Origin of the sequence: Actinopolymorpha rutila (assembly GCF_013407855.1) — a bacterium.
GTDB classification, from domain to species: Bacteria; Actinomycetota; Actinomycetes; order Propionibacteriales; family Actinopolymorphaceae; genus Actinopolymorpha; species Actinopolymorpha rutila.
On record NZ_JACBZH010000001.1, the window covers coordinates 3,707,793 to 3,732,200 of the forward strand.

Consider the following 24,408-nt stretch of genomic DNA (forward strand, 5'->3'; position numbering starts at 1 on the left):
CAGCGTCCTACATGCGGGTCGGCGCGGCAATCCCCAGCAGCGACAGTCCGGAGGCCAGCACCCGGGCGGTCACGTCGCACAGTACGAGGCGGCTGGTCCGGGTCTGCTCGTCCTCGGCGCGCAGCACGGGGCAGCGCTCGTAGAACGCCGTGAACGCGGTGGCCAGGTCGAAGAGGTACCCCGCGATGCGGTGCAGCTCCACCTCGTCGACCGCCTTGTGCAGCACACCCTCGAACTCGGTGAGCCGAAGGGCCAGGGCGTGCTCGGCCGGGTCGGCGAGCACCACCTTGGCGCCGGCCAGGCTCACCGGGTCGATCTCGCCGCGCCGGAAGACGGAGTGGATCCGGGCGTGGGCGTACTGGAGGTACGGCGCGGTGTTGCCGTCGAAGGACAGCATCCGGTCCCAGTCGAAGACGTAGTCCTTCACCCGGTCGTTGGACAGGTCGGCGTACTTCAGCGCGCCGATGCCCACGATCTGGGCGACCTCTGCCTGCTCCTCCGCCGACAGGTGCGGCGCCTTCTCCGCCACCACGGCCGCGGCCCGGCGGACCGCCTCCTCGATCAGGTCGATCAGCTTGACCGAGTCGCCGGCCCGGGTGCGCAGCCGCTTGCGGTCGGCGCCGAGTACGACGCCGAAGCCCTGGAACTCCGCCCGCGCGTCGGCGCCGAGCCAGCCGGCCTCCCGGCCGGCCTGGAAGACCATCTCGAAGTGCAGCCGCTGGCCCAGGTCGGTGATGTAGACCAGCCGGCGGGCCTTCAGGTCGTGGACGCGGTGCCGCAGGGCGGCCAGGTCGGTCGTGTCGTACCCGAACCCGCCGTCGCTCTTGCGCAGGATCAGCGGCAGCGGACCGCCGTCGCGTCCGGTGAAGCCCTCGGGGAAGACGCACAGCGCGCCCTCGCTCTCCCGGGCCAGCCCGAGCTGGACCAGCTCCTCGATCACCGGGGCCAGCTGGTCGTTGTAGCTGGACTCCCCCGCGATGTCCGCAGGCGTCAGCAGCACCGACAGCCGGTCGTAGACGGCGGCGAAGTAGCGGCCGGACTCCTCCACCAGCACCCGCCACAGGGCGAGCGTCTCGGCGTCGCCGCCCTGCAGCGCGACGACCCGGCGGCGGGCCCGGCCGGCGAAGTCGGTGTCGGCGTCGAACTTCGCCCGGGCGTCCCGGTAGAACAGGCCGAGGTCCCCGACGGACAGCTCGTGCGCGGTCTCGCCGGCGCCGAGGTCGAGCATGTGCTCGATCAGCATGCCGAACGGCGTGCCCCAGTCGCCGATGTGGTTCTGGCGTACGACGTCGTGGCCGAGGTGGTTCAGCAGCCTGGACAGGGCGTCGCCGATGATCGTCGAGCGCAGGTGCCCGACGTGCATCTCCTTGGCGACGTTCGGGCCGGAGTAGTCGACCAGGACCCGCTCCGGCTCCGGCGTGGTGGCCACGCCGAGCCGCTCGGTGTCGGCGGCCATCTGCTCGACCATCCCGCCCAGCGCGGCGTCGGCGACGGTGAGGTTGACGAACCCGGGCCCGGCGATCTCCGCGCCGGCGACCAGCTCGCCGAGGTCGGCGCGCTCCAGCACCTCCGCGGCCACTTCTCGCGGCGGGCGGCCCAGCTGCTTGGCCAGGCGCAGCGCGCCGTCGGCCTGGTAGTCGGCACGGTCGGAACGGCGCACCGCCGGATCGGCGGGCGATCCCGCCACGTCGGCGAAGGCACGGGCCAGCTTCTGCGCGAGCAGCTCGGGAAGGTCGGTCACAACACGTAAGGATCGCATGCCCACCCGCTCCCGGGCACCTGGTGGGTCACATAGCGGCGGGTTACTTTGCGGTGGGTCACCTGGTGCGTTGTGGTGCGCTACCGTCCGTGCCATGGCGTACGACGGAAATGTGAAGGTTGGCGGCGCCCCCGCGGTCCGGGAGCTCGCCGGGCTGACCCTGACCAAGGTCTCGGTGGGCCGGATGGACAACAACGCCTACCTGTTGCGCTGCCGGGAGACCGGCGAGCAGGTCCTGATCGACGCTGCCGACGACGCCGGCACGTTGATCGACCTGCTCGGCGGCGCGCCGCTGGCCCGGGTGGTCACGACCCACCGTCACGGCGACCACTGGCAGGCGCTGGCCGAGGTCGTGCGGCGGACCGGCGCGGCGACCGCCGCCCACGTCGACGACGCGCCCGGCATCAAGGTGCCCACCACCGAGCCGCTGCACGACGGCGACGAGATCCGCGTCGGGTCCTGCGTCCTCACCGTCACCCACCTGGTCGGGCACACGCCCGGCTCGGTCGCGTTGTGCTACGACGAACCGGGCGGGCGCCCGCACCTGTTCACCGGCGACAGCCTGTTCCCCGGCGGCGTCGGCAACACCCACGGGTCGAGGAAGGACTTCACCCGGCTGATCGACGATGTGGAGCACAAGCTGTTCGACCGGCTGCCGGACGAGACGTGGGTCTACCCCGGCCACGGCGCCGACACCACCCTTGGCGCCGAGCGGCCTCACCTGCCGGAGTGGCGCGCCCGCGGCTGGTGAGGCAGCAGGGTTCGGCTCGACAACGGCGGCTCAGCCTGGCCGGCGGACGAACGACCGCAGCAGGGCGTACGGATAGGGGCGGGTGAACTCGCTCGCCTCGTCCAGCCGGGCCATGTCCTCAGGACCCAGCGACCAGCCGGCCGCGCCGAGGTTGTCGTCGAACTGCTCCAGCGTCCGGGCGCCGATGATCGGCGCCGTCACCCCGGGCCGCTGCACGAGCCAGCGCAGCGCGACCTGCGCGACGGTGTGGCGGGTCGACTCGGCGATGTCGTGCAGGGCGTCCAGGACGGTCCAGGTGCGGTCGTTGGCGTACCGCTCCCAACTCTCGCCGTTGTCGTTGCCGCTCGCCTCCGCTACTCGGGAGCCGGCCGCCGCACTACCCGCGCCGCGGCGGTACCTGCCGGACAGCCAGCCGCCGCGCAGCGGGCTCCAGGTGATCAGACCGAGGCCCTCACGTTCGCAGACTGGGACGAGTTCGAGTTCGGCGTCGCGGTCGAGCAGGTTGTACAGCGGCTGCAGGCAGGAGAACGGCTCCCAGCCGTTGTGCCGGGCGACGTCGACCGACTTCTGCAGTTGCCAGCCGGTGTAGTTGCTGGCTCCGACGTACCGGACCTTGCCGCTCTGCACCAGCCGGTCGAGGGTGCCGAGCGTCTCCTCCATCGGCGTTCCGTCGTCGAAGACGTGCACCTGGTACAGGTCGATGTAGTCGGTGCCGAGCCGGCGCAGGCTGGCCTCCACCGCCGCCATCATGTGCTTGCGGCCGGCGCCGGTGTCGTTCTGGCCCGGCCCCATCTGCCCGTACACCTTCGTGGCCAGCACGATGTGGTCGCGGTTCGCCGACGACAGCCAGCGGCCGACGACCTCCTCGCTGGAGCCGGCGCCGTAGACGTCGGCGGTGTCCACGAACGTCCCGCCGGCCTCCACGAACCGGTCCAGCATCTTGTGGCTGGTGGCCTCGTCGGTGGACTGCCCGAACGTCATGGTGCCGAGGCAGAGTTCGCTGACCCGCAGGCCTGTTCGGCCGAGATATCGGTGTTCCATGGGCCAGACCCTACGGGCGGATCAGCCCGTGCGGACGGGCCGATCGCGACGCCGTTCCCCGGACCAATTCGCACCCGTCCGGGCGCCTGGCCGTGGGAGCCCGGGCGCGTCAGGAACGGCCGCGCCCGCGACCTGCCTTCCGCCGGAAGCGTTCGGACGCACCGGACAGGATCGGCTCACCGTGGCAGAACACGGCCTTCTCGAAGTCGAGCTCCCCGAGCCGGCTGAAGCTTCGCGCCGCCGCGGGCATGTCCTCGGTGACGATCTCCCCTGCCCGGCCGGCGGGCGAGCGGATGCCGGCGAGGTTGACCGCCGCGTCGCCGACGAGGAGGGTCCCGCCGTCGCGTTCGAGCAGGAACGACAGGTGCCCGCGGGTGTGGCCCGGCGTGTGGATCACCCGAATGCCGCCCGCGAACGGCAGCCGGTGCCCCTCGCCGACCTCGATGTCGACCGCCGCGGGCTCGGGTTCCCCGCTCCTGGCGGTCAGTCGCACGACGAGGGGACCGAGCACCCTGGCGACGATGCCCTCCCACTGCGGCCACTGCCGTGGAGTGTCGCCACGCACCACAGCGGCGTCGATCGGGTGGGCGTACACCGACGCGCCGGTGCGCCGCACCATCGCGGCCAGGCCACCCACGTGGTCGGCATGGTGGTGCGTCACCAGGATGTGGTGGATCTGCGCTGCCTCCCGGCCCAGCTGCCGCAGGCCCTCGGCGATGTCCTCGTCGTCCTTGCGTTCGCCGGTGTCGACCAGGACGAGACCGTCGTCGGACTCCACGACGTAGGAGCTGACGAACCCGTGCTTGATGCGGTAGACGCCCGGAACCACGGTGGTTGCCTTCATTCGCACCACGGTAGGGCAGCCGGCGCCGGCGCGGGGCCGGTCCGAGTGCCCCGGAGTTTCGCGGCCGAGTCGGTCCGGGAAAATACCTGCGCAGACGTCCGGATGTGCGCAATCCATTGACGCGACTCGGTGGGTGGGATAACGCTGAGCGCGACATTGCGCGGCCTGATGCACCCGAGGGCCTGTGCCGCGTGGCTGACGGGGAGGTCAGTGATGCGCCGGAAGTATCCGAGGAACCAAAGGAACCCGAGGAAGTCGCCGTCCCTGCGCGTGGGCGTCGCCACCGCCGCCGTGGCCGCGGCGGCACTGGCGATGAGCGGGGTGCCCGCCGTCGGTGCGCGAGCGTCGGTCCCGAGTGCGGCCGTCCAGGGCCGGCAGAGCGCCCAGAGTGGCCAGGACCCAACCACAGCAGGGGTTTCGGCCTCCCGCCAGGCGGCGTTCGTTCAGGCGGCGCGGGAGTACGCCGTACCGCTGCCGGTGCTGCTCGGTGTGTCCTACCTCGAGACGCGCTGGGATGCCCACAAGGGGCGGCCCTCCATGGCCGGCGGCTACGGCCCGATGCACCTGACCGACCTGGCCGCCGCCACGGCCCACGACGGCACGCCGGCTCCGGGCGAACGCGGCGACCCCGCGCGTCCGGGTGCGACGAGGACGCCCAGTGGCCCGGCGTTCCGGACCGTCGACCTCGCCGCCCGGTTGACCGGCGTGCGCAAGGCCACCTTGCGCACCGACCCGGCCGCCAACATCCGCGGCGGCGCGGCGGTGCTCGCGGAGTACCAACGCCGGTTGGGCGGAGCGGGCGCCACCGACCCGGGCGACTGGTACGGCGCGGTCGCGGCGTACTCCGGTGCCACCGAGCAGACCGCGGCCCGCGCGTTCGCCGACGACGTCTACGCCCAGATCGGTACGGGCGCGAGCCGGACGACCGACGACGGCCAGCGGGTCACCCTGGCGCCGACCGGCGTACGCGCCGACCGCACCTGGCTGCGCAAGCTGGGCTTGCGCACGACCACGAACGCCGCACATACGCCGGAGTGCCCCGCCGACCTCGGGTGTGAGTGGATTCCCGCGCCCTACCAGGAGTTCGGCGACGGCGACTACGGCAACCACGACCTCGCCGACCGGCCGAACAGCCAGAAGGTGCGCTACATCGTCATCCACAGCACCGAGGGCAGCTACGCCGGCACCGTGAACCTCGTCCAGGACCCGACGTACGTCAGCTGGCACTACACGTTGCGCGACAGCGACGGCCACATCGCCCAGCACGTACCCACCAAGGACGTCGCCTGGCACGCGGGCAACTGGTACGTCAACGCGAAGTCGATCGGCCTGGAGCACGAGGGCTATGCCGCGCGCGGTGACTGGTTCACCGAGGTGATGTACCGCAACTCCGCCTCCCTGGTGCGATACCTCGCCGCGAAGTACGACATCCCGCTGGACCGCCAGCACATCCTGGGCCACGACAACGTACCCGGCATCACTCCGGCCTACGTGGCCGGGATGCACTGGGACCCGGGTCCCTACTGGGACTGGGGCCACTACTTCGAGCTCCTCGGCGCACCGTTCACCCAGAACGCCACGGCCGCCTCCGGCGTCGTGACCATCAAGCCGAACCCCGCGACCAACCGGCCCATCTTCACCAACTGCGAGGACAACCCCGGCCCGCCGTCGGAGGGCCGACCACGCCGCTGCCGGGCATGGCCCTCGTCGGCGCTGCTGCTGCACACCGAACCCCGCCAGAACGCTCCTCTGCTGAAGGACGTGGGCAGCAACCCGCCCAACGGCGTGAGTACGACCAACGTCGCCGACATCGGCAGCCGGGTCTCCACCGGGCAGCAGTACGCCGTCGCGGAGGTGCGTGTGGAGTGGACCGCGATCTGGTACCTCGGCCAGAAGGGGTGGTTCTTCAACCCCGCCGACGCTCCGCGCGCGGTGTGGACGAAGGCGACACTGGTGAAGCCCAAGCAGGGCAAGGATTCGGTGCAGATCTACGGTCGCGCCTACCCCGAGGCCTCCGCGTATCCGTCGGACGTTCCCGTGCAGCCGTTGGTGCCGTTGCAGTACACCTGGCCGGCCGGTCAGGAGTACGTGCTGGGGATGCAGCCGGAGGCGGAGTACTACCGTGCGGTGACCTTCGACCCCGCCGACCACCAGGTGATTCGTGGACAGCTGCGTTATTACCAGGTGCAGTTCGGCCATCGGATCGGCTACGTGCTCGCCGACGACGTCGACCTCGTGTCTCCCGGCAACTGACCTCGACCGAACTTGACCGAACTCAACTGAACTCGGCGGTCCGGCTGGGTGCGGCCAACTATGTCAACGTCCGCTTGACATAGGGCGATCATCCAACCAGTCTGTCTCCATGGCTGTCAACGACTTGGATCTCGACCAGATCATCGCCGCGGTCGAAGGCGAACAGACCCAGGCCACTCCGCTGGAGCGGGTCGGTGCCGCTCGGTCGGCGGCGACCCGGTTGGATGCCCTTGCGCAGCACGTGGTCGCGCACTTCGTCGACCAGGCCCGCCACGAGGGTGCGTCCTGGACCGACATCGGCGCGGCGCTCGGCGTCACCCGGCAGGCGGCTCAGCAGCGCTTCGTTCCGGCTGAGGGAGTCGACGTGGAGGCGGCGGGCAGTCGCGCCGCTCTCCCCTACAGCACCAGGGCGACCGCGACCCTTGCGGCGGCCCGCGAGCTGGCGGTCTCCCACCACCACCGGTACGTCGACGACCTGCACCTGCTGCTGGCGTTGCTGGACAACCGCAGCGGTGGCGCGGTCGGTGCGGTGAAGGCCTCGGGTGTGCGGGTGGCCGACGCTCGCAAGGCCGCGCGATCACGGCTCACCGCGGAGGGTCCGCGCCGGGTCACGAAGAACCCCCCGCTGGGCCGGGCATCGGTTCGGGCGCTGGACGTCGCGGTGCGCGAGGCGCTTCGGCTGGGCCGTGGCGAGATCGGCACCGAGCACGTGCTTCTCGCCCTGACCAGCGACCCGCGCACTCCGGCGGGCCAGGCACTCGCCGAGGCCGGGCTGGACTACACCGCCCTGCGCGACGAGGTGGGCCGGCAGTCCGCACAGACCGCCGAGCGCCCCGCGGTCAAGCGCGCCGCCCGCAAGCGGGCGTAGCACTTGGAGGTCCGCCCGGGGAACGCTCTGCTGGGCGGCGACCGTGGGCAGGTCAGCCCGGCAACCGACTCATGGTCAGTCGCCGGGCTGACGCCAATCCGGGGTTGACGCCGGGTCGTCCGAGATCGGGTCACCCACGTAGCAGGTCCAGCCGCCGTCGCGTTCGGTCAGCGGCTTGGCGCACTGGTCCGACCTTGTCCACCCGTGGCCGGAGTCGTAGTCCCTGAACGAAATGCTGTGGCCGCTGGTGGGAGCGCTGGCGGCGACGGTGAGTGCGGCCGGGACGAGCAGGGCGGCGAGAACGAGGCGTGGCTTGCGCATGCCCGGTGGGTACCCGGCCGCGGCCGGATCCGAACCGCGGCCGGACAGCGGTCAGAACAGCGTGTGCGCCACCTCGACGATCCGGTCCTCCTCGTCCACGACCGGGACCAGCCGCCACTTGTCGAACGCCGTGCACGGGTGGGAGATCCCGAAGCGCACCAGGTCGCCGACGGCCAGGTCGGCCTCCGTCGGCAGGTCGAGGAACGCGTGCTGGTCGTTGAGGGCGCTGACGCGTACGCCCGTGACATCCCGGCGACGGCCGTCCGGCCCCACGGCCGCACCTACCGACGGCAGCGCGACGTCGAACGGCACGTCCCGCCGACCGGCACCCACCAGCGCCCGGGTCGGCTCCGGCCGGGACAGGACGTACGCCCACACCTCCAGCGCGGCCCGCAACTCGTGCGGCCGGCCTCCGGTGGGCAGCGGGGTGGCGTGGCCGTACAACTCCTCGTCGTGGGTGACGTAGCCGCCGCTGCGGACGACCACCGTCGACGACGGTACGCCGGTCAGCTCCTGCGCGACCACGTCGAAGTACGTACTCCCGCCCGCGGACAGCAGCAGCCGGCCGTCGGGCACATCCACCAGGCCCTCCTCGCGCAGCGCGAGGCCGAGCGCGCGTACCTCCCGGCAGAACTCCGCGGCGGCGGCGAGCGCGACCTCGTCGCGCCCGTGCCCCAGCACGCCCTCGTAACCCGTCGCGCCCGCGACCCGGAGCATCGGTGCGGCGGCAGCGGCCCGGCCAACGGCCATCGCGGCGTCGTGGCCGCGCGCGCCGGTACGCCGGCCGGGTACGCCGATCTCGACGAGCACCGGCAGCGGCCGGCTCGCGGCGTGCGCGCGCAGCGCCTCGTCCAGCAGCGCCACGCCCTCGGTGCTGTCGACGCAGACGTAGACGGTGAGGTCGGGGTCGGCGGTCGTCGCCGCGGCCAGCCAGCCGATGCCGGCCGGGTCGACGAGTTGGTTGGCCAGCAGGATCCGGCGTACACCGCACTCCGCGTATGCGCGCACCTGCCCGATCGTCGCCGCGGTGATTCCCCACGCGCCTGCCCGCAGCTGCCGCGCGGTGACCTCCGGCGACATCGACGTCTTTCCGTGCGGTGCGAGCACCACGCCACGCTCGGCGCACCAGGCGGCCATCGTGGTGACGTTCGAGGCCAGCGCCGTCTCCCGCAGCACCATCAACGGGAAGGTGATTTCTCCGGTACGCAACCCGGCCTTGCGCTCGACCAGGTCCGCCGGCGTCAGCGGGGCGAGGGCGGTGAATGCCTTCTCCGCCGGGCCGATCGGTCGCTCTCGCAGCGCCGCCAGGGTGGCGTCGAGCACCTGCGCGTCGTAGGCGATGCCGGCCCCGGAAGCTTTCGCGGCGCCGGGAGCGGACGGGTCGTCGGGGGTTGCGGTCATCGGCCGGCTTCTCCTCGTCGCAGGGCGCGTCCGGGGGTCGCGCCGGTGAGTTCGCCGCCGGCCAGCACGAGCTCGCCGGCGACCAGTACGTCGTCCACCCCGTCGGCCAGCTGCCTCGGATGGTCGTACGTCGCCTGGTCGGTGACCCGCTCGGGGTCGACCACCACGACGTCGGCGACCGCGCCCTCGGCGAGCCGGCCCCGGTCGGCGAGCTGGAACCGCCGGGCGGGATGCCCCGCAAGGTGCCACGCGGCCTGCGGCCAGGTCCAGTCGCCGAGCTCGCGGGTGTGCCGGCCGAGGAAACGCGCGAACGCTCCCCAGCCGCGCGGGTGCGGATGGCCGCCGAGGTAGATGGCGTCGGAACAGCCGACGTGACGGTCGTCGCGCAGCATCGCCCGCAGGTCGGACTCGTCACCGCCGGGGGCCGGGATGATCGCGCCCACCGCGAGGTCGCTGTCCAGCAACAGGTCGCACAGCAGGTCGGGCAGGTCCAGCCCGGACTCCGCACACGCCTGGGAGAGCGTACGTCCCTCCGCCCACCGGAACTTCTCCCCCGACACGTAGCCGAGGATCGCCGGCGCCAGGTCGGCGCTGACCCGCGGGAACCAGTTCGCCCGCAGCTCGGCGCGCACGGCCTGGTCGGCGAGCCGGCGCAGGGTCGCCTCCACTCCGCCTCCCTGCACCTGCGGCGGCAGCGCCTTCATCGCCAGGATGGTGTTGCCGTAGATGTGCGGGTAGACGTCGAACGTCGCGTCCACACCGTCCGCGGCACAGTCGGCGAGGTGGGCGAGGAGGGGCTCGGACCGCCCGCGCAGATGGGAGGCGTGAATCGGGACGCCGGTCGTCCGGCCGAGGTCGCGGGCCTCGACCATGCCGGGCGCGTGGCCGCCGTCGTAGCTGCGCAGGTGGCTGACGTACGGCACACCCACCGCGGCCGCCACCCGGCACAGCGCGGCGAGCTCGTCGAAGTCGGCGAACACGCCGGGGACGTACTCCAGCCCGGTCGACACCCCGACCGCGCCCTCGTCCAGACCCTGCTCGACCAGGCGCACGAGTTCGGGCAACCGGTCGCCGGCGGGGTGGTCGTCGGGGCCGAGCACGTCGTGCCGGACGGTGCCGAGCGGTACGAGATAGGCGACGTTGACCGGCGTCCTGCGGTCGTAGAAGTCCAGCAGCTGTGCGACGGTGCAACCGTCCGCGAGTTCCGGCGGCGGCGTACCGTCCACGGCGGCGAAGTAGCGGGCGACGTAGGCCACCGTCTCCGCCGAGCCGGGCGCGAACGACAGGCCGTCCTGGCCGAGCACCACCGAGGTGACGCCCTGCCGGAGCATGGCCTCCTGGACGTCGGGGCGGGTGAGCACCGCGTCGGCGTGCACGTGGGAGTCGACGAAGCCGGGGAGAACGTAACGGCCGGTCACGTCCAGCACGGTCCGGGCGGAGACGGCGTCGCCGAGGTCTCCGACGGCGGCGATCCGGCCGTCCCGGATGCCGACGTCCGCGCGTCGCGGACCTTCTCCGTTGCCGCCGTCACCGGCAGGGCCGCCCGGATCGGTGCCGTCCACGACGGTGCCGCCGGTCAGGAGGATGTCGTACTCGCTCACTCACACCTCGCCGCGTCCGCGCGCCCGGGGCCACCGGCTGGTGGCCTCGCGGCCGAGGTTATCCGGTCCGAGCCGATACCGGGCAGGCGTCCCGGATGTCAGGGCTCGGGATGCAGCTGGACCGCCCGGCCGGTCGCGGCGGCGGAGTAGATCGCGCACAGCAGGCGTACGGTCTTCACGCCGTCGGTGACGTCGACGGCCGGCGGCCGGTCCTCCCGCAACGCGTCCAGGATGTCGCGCCACTGCGCCCGGTGACCGGCCAGGCCGATCGCGGCCGGGTTCTGCGCGCCGCCGGCCGGTCCGCCGTTCGGTGGAGTGTCCGGTGGAGGGGGTACGCCGGGCAGGTCCCAGCGGGTGACCTTGTCGTGGGTGAGTTCGATGGTGCCCGTACTGGTGCGGAGGGTGAGGCACGCCGGATCGCCCGGGAGTACAGCCGTGGACGAGACCACCACGCCGAGCGCACCGGAGACGAACCGCAGCGTGGCGACCGTGGTGTCCTCGGCCGACATCACCGCCGGGTCGTGTCCCAGCGTCGCGGACTGGGCGGTGACCTCGACCGGAGCGCCGAGGAACCAGCGGAGCAGGTCGATGTTGTGCACGGACTGGTTCATCACCGAACCACCGCCGCTCTCCTGTCGCCCCCGCCACGAGGCGCGCGCGTAGTAGTCGTCGTCGCGGTGCCAGTGGACGAACGTCTCGCCGAGGAGCGGCCGGCCGAGTTCGCCCGCGTCCAGCCGGCGCTTGATGTCGAGGTGCTGGGGCTCCAGCCGGCGTTGCGCCATCACCGACACCAGCAGGCCGGACTGGGCCGCCTCCCACGCGATCTCCTGCGCGGCGGCCACGTCCAGAGCCAGCGGCTTCTCCACCACGACGTTGCGGCCGGCACGCAGGGCAGCCAGCGCCTGCGGCGCGTGGGTGGGGGTCGGCCCGCAGAGCACCACCAGGTCGAGGTCGCCTCGGGCGAGGATCTCGGCGGGGTCGGCCCTGGTGGCCCGGGGCCAGCCGAGTTCGGCGAGGTCGGTGTCCGCTCCCCCGCTCACCGCCACGAGTTCCACCTCCGACCGCAGCTCGGCGAGGACCCGTGCGTGGGTGACACCGATGCTGCCCAGACCGACCAGGCCGACGCGCCTGCGCGCGAGCGTCTGAGCCTGGCCGGGGGCGTGGCCGGGCGCCGGAGCCTGGCTGAGCGCCGGTGTCGGGCTCGGTGCCGGCGTCGTTGCCGGGCGAGTCGAGTCCATGTCGCTCCTGTCGATCCTGTCGATCCCTTGACGCTGGGCGATGGTTTTCAGTCCGGACCGGAAGTGTAGGCCAATCGCTGGGCATGCTCAACGCCACGCCAGGACCGGCGGCACCGCTCACCCGCATCGTCGGCGCGGGCGTCGGCGCGGGCGTCGGCGCGGTCGACCGAGCCGGCCGCGCACCTCCTCCCAGTCTGCCGCCGGGAGCAGCCGTACGGTGACGGAACGAGAGCGGCGCCGAGGCCGGGTCGAGCGCCGCGAGCCCGCCGGTAACGTTCAGGCACGCGATGAGTGTCGATCAGCGGCCGGACGGCGCACCCCCACCGTCCGGCGCAACGCTTCGGTGGGTACGCGAGGTCACCGGCCCAGGCGGCCTGGTGGCGTCCGTGCGGTTGATGGGTGTCGACTCGACCGCCCTGCACGCGGTCGACGTCCTGAGCGCCACCGGCGTTCTGCACCGCCTCACCCTGCGCCGCTTCCACCGCACTGACCGGTTGCGCACCGACCCGTGGTACGCCCCCACGAACGAGGCCACCGTGCTCGGTCTGCTGGGCAGCACCGACGTACCCGCGCCCCGCCTCGTGGCCGCCGACACCACGCCGACGATGTGTGACGTACCCACGCTGCTCACCACCCGCGTGCCCGGCAGCCCGCCGGCGCGCGCCGACCGGACCGTGCTGGCGCAGCTGGCGGAGACCCTCGCGCTCATCCACGCCGTGGACCTCCCTGTCGTACGGGCACTTCCGCCGTACCGGCCCTACTACGACCGCCAGCGCGACGGCGACCGCCGACCGCCGGCCTGGTCGGCGGCACCCCGGCTGTGGAGCCGGGTCTTCGACGTGGTGGCCGCCGGACCGCCGCCGGCGACCCTGGGATTCATCCACCGCGACTACCACCCCGGCCAGACGCTGTGGGACGGCGACCGCCTGGTCGGGGTGGTCGACTGGACCACCGGCTGCCTCGGTCCGCGCGGCATCGACCTGGCCCGGATGCGGCTCAACCTGGCCGGGCGCTACGGCGGCGAGGCAGCCGAACAGTTCCTGGCCCTCTACCGCGGGATGGGCGTGGCCGACGCGCACCATCCGTACTGGGATCTGCTGGACACCTGCGACGGACTGCTCGACGCACCCGAACCGTCGTCGCCAGTGGCCCGGGCGGAGTGGACGCGCTTCGAGGACTGGCTGGCCCGAACGGTCGCCCAGCTGTGAACGCCGACCTGAACCCCGCCGCGAGTGCCGTCCCGAACTCCGACACGAGCGCCGACCTGAGCGCGGAGACCGACGAGTTCCTCCACTTCGTTCGGGCGCACACCCTGCTGCGGCCGGTGCCCGGGGTGCCCGAGGTCAGCCTCCACCTCGCCGACGACGCGATCGGGCTGTGGCAGGAGACCGAACACACCTTCGGCCTCACCGACTCACCGCCGCCGTTCTGGGCGTTCGCCTGGGCCGGCGGGCAGGCGCTGGCGAGGTATCTCCTCGACCATCCCGACGAGGTGGCCGGTGCGCGGGTACTCGACCTGGCCTCGGGCTCGGGACTGGTCGCGATCGCCGCCGCGCAGGCCGGCGCCGCCGCCGTCACCGCCAACGACCTCGATCCGCTGTCCCTCGCGGCGATCCACCGCAACGCCGCCGCGAACGGAGTACAGCTCACCGGGCACCTCGGTGACCTGCTGGCCGAGCCGACGGTCGACACCGACGTGGTGCTGGCCGGCGACATCTTCTACGAACGCGCCACCGCTGCCCGCATGCTGCCGTTCCTGCGACGGGCACGGGCAGGCGGAGCCCGCGTCCTGGTCGGTGACCCGGGGCGTACCTACCTGCCGCCGGACGGGTTCGTCGCGGTCGCGTCGTACCGGATGCCGGTGCCGGTGACCCTGGAGGACGCCGAGGCCAAGCAGACCACGGTGTGGCGGCTGGTCGAGGACCGCGCCTCCGACTGAACCCCAGGGGCTCCCGACGGCTACCCCGCGGCGCCGGACGGGATCCGGCCGTGGCGGACCGCCCGGGAATAACCGCGCGGGCGGGTGAACTTGCCAAGACATGCCGACCAGCCCACACGCCCTGCTCGGGATCGCCGCCGTCGCACTCGGCCTCGTCCTCACGCCCGGACCGAACATGATCTATCTCGTCTCGCGCTCGGTGACCCAGGGACGCCGCGCGGGCCTGGTGTCGCTGACCGGCGTGGCCGCCGGGTTTCTCGTCTACCTGCTCGCGGCGACGGCGGGACTCGCGACGGTCTTCTCGCTGGTGCCCGCGCTCTACACCGCGCTGAAGCTGGGCGGTGCGGCGTACCTGCTGTGGCTGGCGTGGAAGGCGGTGCGGCCCGGCGGTGAGTCGGCGTTCGCGCCGAAGGTGTTGCCGATCGACCCGCCGCGCCGGCTGTTCGCGATGGGCTTCGTCACGAACCTGCTGAACCCCAAGATCGCGATCCTCTACGTCTCGCTGCTGCCGCAGTTCGTCGACCCCGCGCGCGGTCACGTGGCCGGCCAGAGCCTGGCACTCGGGTTGACGCAGATCACCGTGGCGCTGACGGTGAACGCCTTGATCGTGCTCAGCGCGGGGTCGCTGGCCGCCTTCCTCGGCCGGCGGCCGGCCTGGCTGCGGGTGCAGCGCTACCTCATGGGGACGGTGCTCGCCGGGCTGGCGGTACGGATCGCCGCGGACCGGTCCCGCGCACTGGCCGCTCCGTGACCTGCCGCATAGCGACCTTCTCGGATAATCCGCATCGGACCGAGTTGTAGCCTGAACGGCATGACCGCCATGGCTCCCACCCGCGCCGAACCCGACCTGTCGTTCCTGCTGGACCACAGCAGCCACGTCCTGCGGTCGCGGATGGCGGCCGCGCTGGGCGAGATCGGGCTCACCGCCCGGATGCACTGTGTGCTGGTGCACGCCCTGGAGGAGGAGCGCACCCAGATCCAGCTCGCCGAACTCGGCGACATGGACAAGACCACGATGGTGGTGACGGTGGACGCGCTGGAGGAGGCCGGGCTGGCGGAGCGCCGGCCGTCCAGTACCGACCGCCGGGCCCGGATCGTGGCCGTCACCAAGGAGGGTGCGCGGATGGCCCGGCGCAGCCAGCGGGTGGTCGACCGGGTGCACCAGGAGGCGCTCGCCGCGCTTCCCGCCGACGAACGCAAGGTCTTTCTGCGCGCCCTCGAGCGGCTGACCACCGGTCACCTCGCCGAACCCGTGGACGCTCCCCGTCCGGTCCGCCGAGCCCGGCAACGCGAGTCGTAGCGCTCCCCTCCAACGGTCCCGTTCCTCCTGCGGTTCCATTGCTTCCGCGGCCCCGACGCGCTTCATGGCCGGAGGATCCGTCGTTGCGGGTCGCACCACTGGGGCGGAACGTATTCGGGGTGGCCGTGGCTGCCTATCCGCACCAGCCAGCCTTCGTGGTGGACGGTGGTGCGGTGAAAGCGGCACAACAGCACCTCGTTGGCGAGGTCTGTCGGACCGCCGTGGTCCCAGGCGGTCATGTGATGGGTGACGCAACGCGGCTCTGGAATCTGGCAGCCGGGGAAGTGGCAGTGGCGGCCGTCGCGGATGGCCAGCGCACGGCGTTGGTGTTCTTGGAAGAACCGGTCGGAACGGCCCAGGTCGAGGACCTGCCCGTCTCCGCCGAGGACGACCGGGATCAGGTCGGCCTCGCAGGCAAGCCGGCGCACGGTCGCGGCAGAGATCGGTTTGCCGTCGGTACCGAGGTAGCGGGCCGACCCGCCGCCTCCACAGGTGGGGCAGCCGTCGTGCGGGTCGATGGCAGCCTCCGGCCCGGCCGCACCTTCGGGTTCGGTTCCTGGTTCCGTTCCAGCAGTGGGTGCCGATTCGGGGTCGGTGTTCGGTTGTGGGCGCTGGGCGGGTTCTCCGGGTGGAGGTATCCGAGCCGCGGCTGATCCGGTGCCGGGAGGTCGGTGTTTCTCTCTACCTGCTTGACTTTTTCGGCCTCCCGACTCGCCCGGCGTTTGTCCCGACCTGCCCTCCGACCCGCCGCCAGGCCCACCGTCTGCGGCACCCCCGACTTGACCCGCGCGGTCCTTGCCGGTCTTCTTGGCGTACTTGGGGTCTGTGCAGGGGCAGGTGCACGGCCTGGGCCGGATGACGGTGGCGGTGTCGTCGATCGTCCCCGCACCGGTCCCCTTCAGCAAGGTCTCGAAGGGGATGGTGACCGTGACCTGCGGCGGTCTGCCACCGCGGACGGGTGCGGTCGCCGCAGCCGCGAGCAGGCCGAGGGCTTCGGCGAACGCGTCACCGCGGCGCTGGTCGATCGGCCGGGTATCGCGTTCCGGCGCCTTTGATGGGTTCGGCGAGAGGCTCGATGATTTTGCGGAGCAGTTCCATCTCCCACGCGGGCAGGGTGATGTGCACCGACTCCGATTGCGGGATGCCGTTGGGGAGGTAGCGCAGGGACCGTTTCTGTTCGGCTTTGCGGTCCTTGCGTTCCAGCTCCTCCCGCATGAGCCGGTCGTACTCCTCCGGCGCGATCCGCTCCAGCAACTTCTCGCCCAGCACCTGCAACTCGTCGGGGTTGGCGAACCGGGCTTTGGCGATCAGGAACTCCTCGGCCCGGTGACGTTCGTCCAGGCCCACGTACTCGGGCAGCTTCTTGATCGCGTCGGCGATCACCTGCGCCTGCTTCGACGACACCACACCCGCAGCGAGAGCCTCCCCGGTCAACCGCACCTCCTTGTCGAGGTCGCGGGCGAGACCGACGGCCGCGGAGGACTCGTGCTGACTCATCCGCTGCGCCGTCCGCAGATACACCGTCGCGTTCGGCGCACCGGTGAGTTTGCCGATGTCACAGGCCTCGGCCTGACGCACCAACGCCAACTCCAACGCCTCGATGCGAGCCTTCTTCGCCCGCACCTGCGCGATCAGCGACCCGACCTCCTCCGCGCCGAGGAAGCCCTTCGGCGTCACCCACGCCGAGTCGAGAGCCGGGTCCAACAGGTCGAGCGCAGCCTGAACCCGACCAGCGGCACCACCACCAGTCGGACAACCCCACTCGCTCGAAGACATGATCGAATGCCATCGGCCACCACCGACAAGAACTCCCAGTCCACAAGGCGGGATGAGCATCGCGAATGGGAAGCAAAGACGGCACGCGCCATCGTCGACGAGAGGTGCCGGGCCAATACGGACCGGCTCGCGCGCGGGCGCGACGAGGCGGCCTCGTACCGTAGTGCGGTCGAAACGGCCCGACAGACGCGACGAGGAAGACTTACCGTGCACGACCCCGCCACCGCCGGGATGCGAAACCGCCTACGACGAGCGGCCGGCGCCGCGCTACGCAGGGACGAGCCCGTCGTCTCGCAACGCCCCCGGCACTCGCCGTACCCCGTACGCACCGCCACCCACGTCGACGACCGCGATCTGCGGCACGCCCTGGACTTCCTGCTCCGGCTCGGTGAACTACTGCTGCGAAGTGGAGCCGGCTCGGTCGACGTCGAGGCCTCGATCGTGGCCAGTGCCACGGCACTGGGCCTGGAGGACGTCGAGGTGTCGGTCACCTACACCCAGGTGCTGGTCTCGGTCGCGGTCGAGGGTTCGGGGGCGCCGCTGACCGACCTGCGGATCGTGCGGGTCCGCGCCGTGGACCACAACCGGCTGGTCGCCCTGCACCAGTTGGTGCTCGGGCTCACCGAGGGCTCGCTGACCCCGGACGCCGCGTACCTGCGGCTGAACGCCGTCGTCCGCGCGCCGAAGCGCTATCCCCGCTGGGTGGTCAGCGGCGCCTGGGGAGGCCTCGCGGCCGCGGTGGCCGTACAGCTCGGCGGCGGGTGGCTGCTCGGCCTGGTGACCTTCTGCACCACCGTGATCATCGACCGGCTGGGCCGCCGGCTGGCCAGGCGCAACCTCCCGGACTTCTACCTGAACTTCATCGGTGCCGCTCTGGTCACGTCCGTCGCCGTGGCCCTGACCGGCATCGGTGCGCCGGTCCAGCCCGGGCTGGTCGTGGCCGGCGGGGTGGTTCTGCTGTTGCCCGGTATCGCACTGCTCGGCGCGGTGCAGGACGCGCTGACGGGGTTCATGGTGACCGCCTCCGCCCGGGCGATGGAGGTGGTGCTGCTGGCGGCCGGCATCACCGGCGGGGTCGCGGCCGCGCTGATCGTGGCCCGCCAGGCGGGCGTGGTCATGACGGTGGCACCGCCGGCGCCGTTCACCCTGGCCGGGCTGCCGCCTCGGTTCCTCTCCGCGGGCGTGGTCGCCGCCGCGATGGCGGTCGGGTTGTACGCGTCCATGCGGCTGCTGCCGGCGGTGTTCCTGCTCGGCGGCTTCGGCTGGGTCGCCTACCTCGCCCTTGACGAGGTTCTCTCCTCGCCGTCGATGGCCCGCGGGCTGGTCGCCGTCGTCATCGGCATGTGTGGGCAGGCGATCGCGGCCCGGCGGCGGCTGCCTGCCCTCGCGGTGGTGTTGCCGGCGATCGTGCCGATGCTGCCCGGTCTCACGATCTACTCCGCGATGCTGCAGATCACCCAGGGCGACAGCCGCGGCGGGATCTCAGGCCTGCTGCTGGCCGCCACCGAGTCGCTCGCCCTCGCGGCCGGGGCGATCCTCGGCGAGTTCCTTCTCCAGCCGCTGCGCCGTGGGTTGTCACGTACGGAACGCAGGTACGCCGGACCGCGGCTGGTGGGACCAGTACGCGTACTCGTGCAGCGTCCCCGCCGCGAACACGGACCCGGCCGTGGGCCGGCGTACCTGCGGTCACGTCGTTCCCACCGGGACCGCCACTACCGACGTGACCGCGACGTGCGTGTCGGCGCAGACTCCGGCGCCGGCTGACAAACCGCAACCGCGCTAGCATCTCGCCCATGGGTTTCCGATAGGTACGTGCTCGGGCACCTCCTCGCCTCCCGCCTTCGACGCGGACACCTCCACTTCCAGAGGCGAGGAGCAACCATGCATGCCACCGAACTTCCGAAGCACCCCGAGCCGGACTCCGAGTCGGCCCGAGAACAGCCCCTCACCGGCGGGGTTATTGCCGGTGCCGTACGCGTCGGGCAGACCGTACGCCGCGTCGCCTCACCACACGCGCCGGCGATCCAGGAACTACTGGCGTACCTGCGCCGGCGTGGTTTCGTCCAGGCGCCGAAGCCGCTCGGCGTCGACGACCGCGGCCGCGAGGTCTGGTCGTTCGTGCCGGGGCGGGCAGGTCACCCGCCGATCACCCCCGACATCGCCTCCGACGAGGCCCTCGTCGAGGCCGCCCGCACCATCCGGCGGTTCCACGACCTCTCCGCAGACCTGCTGGCCACCGGCTGGCACGGCTGGAACCCAGACGCGGCGGACCCGAGCGGCCGGCACGAGGTGGTGTGCCACAACGACCTCGCGCCGTTCAACCTGGTGTTCCAGGGACGCCGGGTCGGCGCGGTGATCGACTGGGATCTCGCCGCGCCCGGCAGCCGGGCCTGGGATCTCGCGTACGCGGTCTGGCGGCTGGTCCCGCTCCACCGCCCGGAGTACACCGCACCACTCGGCTGGCCGCCACTGGACCGGAGCCGCCGGCTCCGGCTCTTCGTGGACGCGTACGGACTGTTCGGCCGCGACCGGGCCGACCTGCTCGAACTCACCCAGCACCGGATGCGGCACACGGTCGAGGGGATGCGGCGCCTGGTCGAACTCGGCACGCTCGCGGACCTGCCGGCGTCCGACCCGCGCGCGGAGGCCGGAGACCTGGAGTACTTCGGCGCCCACCTGTCCAGGTGGCAGGAGGCCCTGACCCGCTGAGCCTAACGCTGGACCACCGAACGCCGATCCTGCCGGACCGGCGACCGTCATGACCGCTCAGTCGGTCGCCGGGTCCGGCAGCGGAAGCGACCTCGGAGGCACCGGAGTGGACACCACGATCGACGTCGTGGTCTGCCCGAACAGCAGGAACCCGTCGAGGACCTCCTCGAGTTCGGCGATCGAAGGCGCGTGCACCTTGAGGAAGAAGCAGTCCTCACCGGTGATCCGGTGGCACTCCACGACCTGCGGGGTGTCCCGGGCGGTCGCCGCGATCCGGGGTAGCTGACCAGGCCCCGGCCGGATCCGCACCAGCGCCGTCACCGGCATGCCGAGCGCGGCGGGGTCGAGGTCCACCCGGTAGCCCGCGATCACCCCGGCCTCCTCCAGCCGCTGGACGCGTTCGGTGATCGCCGGGGACGACATACCGACCCGCCGTGCGAGTTCGGACATCGACAGGCGTGGGTTGTCGAGGAGTTCGGCCAGCAGGCGGAGGTTGACCGCGTCCAGCAGCTTGGGGCGATCGGTCACGGTGAATCCCCTTGCAGGCCTTGGTTCTTTAGGCAAGTTGGTCCTCCCGCCTTCAGAATGCCCTTCAGTCGCGCGATGGCCTCCAGGAGGATACTCCCGTGAGCGCCCGCACTCCCGTGAACCTCCCTGTAAAGGCCACGACCACTCCGGGTCCGCATCGATGAGGTCCACTGTCCTCACCCGCCGGGTGCGGGCACCGGTGTTGCTGGCGTCCAGTTCGGTGTTCCACTACCTCGGCCCGGCGTTCGCCGTCCTGGTGTTCGTCCGTCTGGACCCGCTGGGCGTCGCCTGGCTCCGGATCGCCACCGCCGCAGCAGTCTTCGCCGCGTGGCGCCGGCCGTGGCGACTGCTCCGCCGGCTGACTGCCGCCCAACGCCGGGACCTCGTGGCGCTGGGAGCGGTCCTGGCCGCGATGAACTCCGTGTTCTACCTCGCGATCGCCCGACTGCCGCTGTCGACGGTGGGCGCAATCGAGTTCCTCGGCGTCGTCATGCTCGCCGCGAGTGGGGTACGGACGGTCCAGAACGCGATCGCGGTCGTCCTCGCCGTCGGCGGCGTGGCCACCCTCGCCGACGTCCGGCTCGCCGGCGAACCGCTCGGCTTCGTGCTGGCGTTCGCCAACTGTGCGTTGTTCATGCTGTACGTCGTCGTCGGCCACCGGGTCGCCAGCGGTGCGACACAGCGCGGCGGCCGTTGGGGCGGGGTCGACCAACTCGGCGCCTCGATGCTGGTGGCCACGATCGTCGCGGCACCGTGGGGCCTCGTCCACGCCGCGCCCGCGCTCACCCACCCGGGCTGGCTGGCCGCGGGGGTGGCCGTCGGGATCTGCTCCTCGGTGATCCCGTACGTCACCGACCAGCTGGCGATGGCGCTGCTCCCCCGGTCCGCGTTCGCGCTGGCGCTCAGCGTCCTGCCGGCGTGCGCCACCGTCGTCGGGCTCGTCGTCCTGGCACAGCGGCCGACAGCGGCGGACCTGTTCGGCGTGGCCCTGGTGATCGCCGGCCTCGCCGTTCACCAGGACATCCGACGGGACACCCGGCAGGACTTCAACCAGCGCAAACTCCAGGAAGGAATCCCATGCAGTACGTCCGACTCGGCTCGTCCGGGCTGAAGGTGTCCCGCCTCGGCCTGGGAATGATGAGCTACGGCGACCCCGCGCGCCTGCGCTGGAGCCTCGCCGAGGATGCGGCCGAACCCATCGTGCGCCGGGCGGTCGAGGCCGGCGTTACGTTCTTCGACACCGCCGACATGTACTCCGGTGGGGCCAGCGAGGAGATCACCGGACGCCTGCTGCGCAAGCTGTTCGGGAAGCGCGACGACTACGTGCTCGCGACCAAGGTCTACTACCCGACCGGCCACGGCCCCAACGACCGCGGCCTGTCCCGGGCCCACGTCCTGGCCGCGGTGGACGCGTCCCTGCGCCGGCTGGGCACCGACCACATCGACCTGTACCAGCTCCACCGCTGGGACCCCGAGACTCCGATCGAGGAGACGTTGGCCGCCCTGGACGATGTCGTACGCGCGGGGAAGGTGCGCTACCTCGGTGCGTCCCTGATGTACGCATGGCAGTTCGCGAAGGCGCAGTACACCGCGCGGCTGGGCGGATGGACCCAGTTCGTGTCCATGCAGACCCGGTACAACCTCGTCTACCGCGAGGAGGAACGGGAGATTCTGCCGCAGTGCGCAGACCTCGGCGTCGGCGTTCTGCCGTACAGCCCGCTGGCCGGTGGCGACCTCGCCCGTGTCGGGCTGCACGCAGGCGGGACTCCCAGCGCACGAGCTGCCGTCCGGGGGTCCCGGGCACGCGCCGACGGCGACACCGGCAACAGTCAGGAGGTCCTTCACGCGCTGGCCGCGGTAGCGGCGGTTCGCGGTGTCCCGCCCGCGTGCATCGCACTGGCCTGGCTGCTCGGTCGGCCAGCCGTGAACGCGCCGATCGTGGGGGCGACCAGGCAAGGCCACCTTGACGAGGCCGTCGCCGCGCTCGACCTGGTGCTCGACGAAGAGGAGACCAAGCGCCTGGAGGAGCCGTACCACCCGCGTGCGCCGTACGGCTACTCCTGACGCCCTGCTGCGACCTGGTCTGCCGGAAACGCGGCTCGGTTACGAGCTCTCCTCGTCGAACCAGCGAGCCCGGTAGATCTGGGCGCCTGGAAGGACCTTCTCCTCCGTACTGTCCGCACCGACGAACAGGTCCACCGAGTCGGTGCACCAGCTGCACGGGTTGCCGGCCTTCGGCGTGGTCTCCAGCACGGTGCCGGTGGCCGCGTCCGTTCCCACACTCTTGATGTTGAGCGCGTAAAGCTCACGTTGACGGGGGAAGCCGACGAACGTCCCGGTGGACTTCTGGAACTGGTGGACGCCGTACACGGTGGTGAGCCACAGCCGGTCGGGGTCGCCGGCCACCGGCCCGAGGTCGTGGCCCCAGTTGGTAGGCAGGTTGTACGCCGCCTGCTGGGTCAGGGTCGGCGCCGCCGGTGTGCCGCCCACGGCGTACTTCACCAGCAGGTGGTCGCCGATGGCCCACAGGACGGACAGCCGCGCGTCCCACCAGACCTCGTGCGCGCCGGGCAGCGCGGCCTCGACGTAGGTGTCGGAATGCCTGCCCTGGCTCGCGGTGTAGACGCGGATCCAGCTGCCGTTGCTGGCGGCCACCGCGATGTTGCCGTCGGGCAGGAGTTCGATGCCGTGCGGGTTGGGACTTCGCCCGAGATCGACCGACCACGCCACCGGCCCCTTGTCCGAGTAGGGCACCGAGGCGAGCAGCCCGTAGGAGTCGGTGACCAGGACGTACTGACGGCCGTCGGCGCCCGTACGCAGGCGAGCGTCGTCGGGCAGCCCCCAGGACTTGCTGGTGTCGCCGGCGTCGCTGTCGGCGCTCGGCTGCCACGACCACAGGGTGGCGTTGGAGTTCGCCCAGCGCTTGGTGCTGTCCAGCACCACGACGCGGTCACTGGCCTGCTCGGTGACGATGATGGGTGCGGGGCTGGGGCGGCCGGAGGCCGTGGCCGCGGTGGCGGGCCCGGCGACGGTCGCGGCCAACAGACAGGCGGACACTCCGGCGAGGATGCCGCGGGTCACACGCATGCTCGTTCTCCTTCAGTGGTGGGGATTCGAGGTGCGACGAGACTTTCGTGCCGGCCCGACCTGGTAGCGCGCGGTGGCGGCACCGGCCAGGTCGAGCAGTTGCCGGGCGGACTCGGCCCGGAGCTGTGCCACCCGCACGTATAGCGCGTCGGTGACGAACAGTTGTGCATGCCGCCCGGCGGTGCCGCGATAGCGGTAGGTCGCCGTACGGGCGGTGGTGGCCAGCGTGACGTCGGCGCCGACAGCCAGCGGAGACGCGGCGCTGCTGGTGACGGCGGCCGTGGTCGCGCCGCGGGAGCGGGCCAGGTCGAGGAGTTCGATCGCCTGCACCGCACGGCCGGAGTGGCTGATCGCGATCGCGACGTCGTTCGGTCCCAAGGTCACGGCGTACGCGGCGGCGGTGTGAACATCGGCGGAGGTGAGCGTCGGAACGCCGATACCGGTGAGCTGGGTGGCGAGGTAGTGCGCGACGTCGGCGCTTCCCCCGAACGCGAAGACCTGCACCTGACCTGCCTCGGCCACGGCGCCGGCCAGCCGGTCGAGGTCCGCGGTGTCGAGGAGTTGCGCCGTACGCCTGATCGCGTGCACCGTCGACGACGCGAGCAGCGCCACCGTCGTCTCGGCATCGGCGTCGGCCGGTATGTCACCGGTCGGGTCGGCGTCCGGGTCGTGACGGCCTGCCGAGCCACCTCGGCCCGCCTCACCCGCGAGCGCCAACCGGAGTTCGGTGTAGCCGGCGAGGCCGAGCATCCGGCAGAAGCGGTTGACGCTGGCGGTGGAGGTGCCGGTGCGTTCGGCCAGTTCCTCGATCCCGATCCGGGCGACCAGGGCCCCGTCCTCACTGATGACGTCGCCGATCCGGCGGGCGGTGGGAGTGAGGGTGTCACGCATCGACGCGATCCGCTCCAGCAGCGTGGCGTCGGAGTTCGCCCCGTTCGCCCCCGTTGATCCCATGCGGGCAATATTTACATCGAGTACGCTGAGGCGTCAAT

The 24,408-nt window shown here is 71.9% G+C and carries 22 protein-coding genes and 1 pseudogene; 11 read left to right on the plus strand and 12 right to left on the minus strand.

From position 1 onward, the window contains the following. Positions 1-7: 7 nt before the first annotated feature. Positions 8-1,741 carry an arginine--tRNA ligase gene (gene argS, locus F4554_RS16590; protein ID WP_337796076.1) on the minus strand — a complete coding sequence of 578 codons (1,734 nt, stop codon included), beginning with the start codon at positions 1,739-1,741 and terminating at the stop codon, positions 8-10. Positions 1,742-1,853: 112 nt separating this feature from the next. On the opposite strand from argS, the gene F4554_RS16595 reads away from it, so the two are divergent. Then, positions 1,854-2,510 carry an MBL fold metallo-hydrolase gene (locus tag F4554_RS16595; protein ID WP_179788253.1) on the plus strand — a complete coding sequence of 219 codons (657 nt, stop codon included), beginning with the start codon at positions 1,854-1,856 and terminating at the stop codon, positions 2,508-2,510. Positions 2,511-2,540: 30 nt separating this feature from the next. On the opposite strand, the gene F4554_RS16600 is transcribed toward F4554_RS16595, so the two are convergent. Together F4554_RS16600 and F4554_RS16605 are read right to left on the minus strand one after the other, a co-directional pair. After that, positions 2,541-3,551 (minus strand): aldo/keto reductase, encoded by a 1,011-nt coding sequence (locus tag F4554_RS16600; protein WP_179788255.1) that lies wholly within the window; start codon positions 3,549-3,551, stop codon positions 2,541-2,543. A gap of 109 nt (positions 3,552-3,660) precedes the next feature. After that, a complete protein-coding gene (locus F4554_RS16605; protein WP_179788256.1) occupies positions 3,661-4,395 on the minus strand; it encodes an MBL fold metallo-hydrolase in 735 nt (244 codons plus the stop codon). A 270-nt stretch (positions 4,396-4,665) separates the two neighbouring features. Here F4554_RS16605 and F4554_RS16610 point away from each other — a divergent pair, with 270 nt between their 5' ends. Together F4554_RS16610 and F4554_RS16615 are read left to right on the plus strand one after the other, a co-directional pair. After that, positions 4,666-6,648: an N-acetylmuramoyl-L-alanine amidase gene (locus F4554_RS16610; RefSeq protein ID WP_337796077.1), complete on the plus strand. Its 1,983-nt coding sequence runs from the start codon at positions 4,666-4,668 to the stop codon at positions 6,646-6,648. A gap of 109 nt (positions 6,649-6,757) precedes the next feature. Then, a complete protein-coding gene (locus tag F4554_RS16615; RefSeq protein WP_179788259.1) occupies positions 6,758-7,516 on the plus strand; it encodes a Clp protease N-terminal domain-containing protein in 759 nt (252 codons plus the stop codon). 75 nt (positions 7,517-7,591) lie between these two features. Here F4554_RS16615 and F4554_RS16620 read toward each other — a convergent pair whose 3' ends face one another. The 4 genes from F4554_RS16620 to F4554_RS16635 form a co-directional block, all read right to left on the minus strand. Further along, positions 7,592-7,837 (minus strand): hypothetical protein, encoded by a 246-nt coding sequence (locus F4554_RS16620; protein WP_179788261.1) that lies wholly within the window; start codon positions 7,835-7,837, stop codon positions 7,592-7,594. Between the two features lie 51 nt (positions 7,838-7,888). Beyond that, complete coding sequence (locus F4554_RS16625; RefSeq protein ID WP_179788263.1) at positions 7,889-9,238, minus strand: alanine racemase; 1,350 nt, start codon at positions 9,236-9,238, stop codon at positions 7,889-7,891. After that, positions 9,235-10,839, minus strand: a complete 1,605-nt coding sequence (locus tag F4554_RS16630) for an amidohydrolase family protein (RefSeq protein ID WP_179788265.1) — start codon at positions 10,837-10,839, stop codon at positions 9,235-9,237. Before F4554_RS16630 ends, F4554_RS16625 begins: the two co-directional genes overlap by 4 nt. Before the next feature lie 98 nt (positions 10,840-10,937). After that, positions 10,938-12,077 carry a Gfo/Idh/MocA family protein gene (locus F4554_RS16635; RefSeq protein ID WP_179788267.1) on the minus strand — a complete coding sequence of 380 codons (1,140 nt, stop codon included), beginning with the start codon at positions 12,075-12,077 and terminating at the stop codon, positions 10,938-10,940. A gap of 287 nt (positions 12,078-12,364) precedes the next feature. On the opposite strand from F4554_RS16635, the gene F4554_RS16640 reads away from it, so the two are divergent. The 4 genes from F4554_RS16640 to F4554_RS16655 all read left to right on the plus strand — a co-directional run bounded on the left by F4554_RS16640 (position 12,365) and on the right by F4554_RS16655 (position 15,316). Beyond that, entirely contained in the window at positions 12,365-13,285 is a 921-nt protein-coding gene (locus F4554_RS16640) for a phosphotransferase family protein (protein ID WP_179788269.1), read from the plus strand. Continuing rightward, positions 13,282-14,016 carry a class I SAM-dependent methyltransferase gene (locus F4554_RS16645; protein ID WP_337796078.1) on the plus strand — a complete coding sequence of 245 codons (735 nt, stop codon included), beginning with the start codon at positions 13,282-13,284 and terminating at the stop codon, positions 14,014-14,016. The genes F4554_RS16640 and F4554_RS16645 overlap by 4 nt, the downstream gene beginning before the upstream one ends. Positions 14,017-14,116: 100 nt before the next feature. Continuing rightward, positions 14,117-14,767 (plus strand): LysE family translocator, encoded by a 651-nt coding sequence (locus tag F4554_RS16650; protein WP_179788271.1) that lies wholly within the window; start codon positions 14,117-14,119, stop codon positions 14,765-14,767. 60 nt (positions 14,768-14,827) lie between these two features. Continuing rightward, the gene (locus F4554_RS16655) at positions 14,828-15,316 is read left to right on the plus strand and encodes a MarR family winged helix-turn-helix transcriptional regulator (RefSeq protein WP_179788273.1); all 489 of its coding nucleotides are present in this window, start codon (positions 14,828-14,830) and stop codon (positions 15,314-15,316) included. 62 nt (positions 15,317-15,378) lie between these two features. Here F4554_RS16655 and F4554_RS32215 read toward each other — a convergent pair whose 3' ends face one another. Both F4554_RS32215 and F4554_RS16670 read right to left on the minus strand, forming a co-directional pair. Then, a complete protein-coding gene (locus F4554_RS32215; RefSeq protein ID WP_238341320.1) occupies positions 15,379-16,221 on the minus strand; it encodes an HNH endonuclease in 843 nt (280 codons plus the stop codon). 39 nt (positions 16,222-16,260) lie between these two features. Next, a pseudogene (locus F4554_RS16670) lies at positions 16,261-17,152 on the minus strand (DUF222 domain-containing protein); the annotation flags it as partial. Positions 17,153-17,299: 147 nt separating this feature from the next. Here F4554_RS16670 and F4554_RS16675 point away from each other — a divergent pair. After that, positions 17,300-18,856, plus strand: a complete 1,557-nt coding sequence (locus F4554_RS16675; RefSeq protein WP_179788280.1) for a threonine/serine exporter family protein — start codon at positions 17,300-17,302, stop codon at positions 18,854-18,856. A 117-nt stretch (positions 18,857-18,973) separates the two neighbouring features. Then, positions 18,974-19,801 carry a phosphotransferase gene (locus F4554_RS16680; RefSeq protein ID WP_179788281.1) on the plus strand — a complete coding sequence of 276 codons (828 nt, stop codon included), beginning with the start codon at positions 18,974-18,976 and terminating at the stop codon, positions 19,799-19,801. Positions 19,802-19,858: 57 nt separating this feature from the next. Here F4554_RS16680 and F4554_RS16685 read toward each other — a convergent pair whose 3' ends face one another. After that, positions 19,859-20,329: an Lrp/AsnC family transcriptional regulator gene (locus F4554_RS16685; RefSeq protein ID WP_337796079.1), complete on the minus strand. Its 471-nt coding sequence runs from the start codon at positions 20,327-20,329 to the stop codon at positions 19,859-19,861. 160 nt (positions 20,330-20,489) lie between these two features. Between F4554_RS16685 and F4554_RS16690 the strand changes: the two genes are divergently transcribed. Further along, on the plus strand, positions 20,490-21,440 hold the full coding sequence (locus F4554_RS16690; protein ID WP_179788283.1) for an EamA family transporter: 951 nt from the start codon (positions 20,490-20,492) through the stop codon (positions 21,438-21,440). Next, positions 21,407-22,393, plus strand: coding sequence for an aldo/keto reductase (locus F4554_RS16695; protein ID WP_179788285.1), 987 nt, complete (start codon positions 21,407-21,409; stop codon positions 22,391-22,393). Before F4554_RS16690 ends, F4554_RS16695 begins: the two co-directional genes overlap by 34 nt. A 39-nt stretch (positions 22,394-22,432) precedes the next feature. Here the strand turns inward: F4554_RS16695 and F4554_RS16700 are convergent, their stop codons facing one another. Together F4554_RS16700 and F4554_RS16705 are read right to left on the minus strand one after the other, a co-directional pair. Then, the gene (locus F4554_RS16700; RefSeq protein ID WP_179788286.1) at positions 22,433-23,416 is read right to left on the minus strand and encodes a DUF6528 family protein; all 984 of its coding nucleotides are present in this window, start codon (positions 23,414-23,416) and stop codon (positions 22,433-22,435) included. Between the two features lie 12 nt (positions 23,417-23,428). Further along, positions 23,429-24,370, minus strand: a complete 942-nt coding sequence (locus F4554_RS16705) for a MurR/RpiR family transcriptional regulator (RefSeq protein ID WP_179788288.1) — start codon at positions 24,368-24,370, stop codon at positions 23,429-23,431. Positions 24,371-24,408 lie beyond the last annotated feature (38 nt).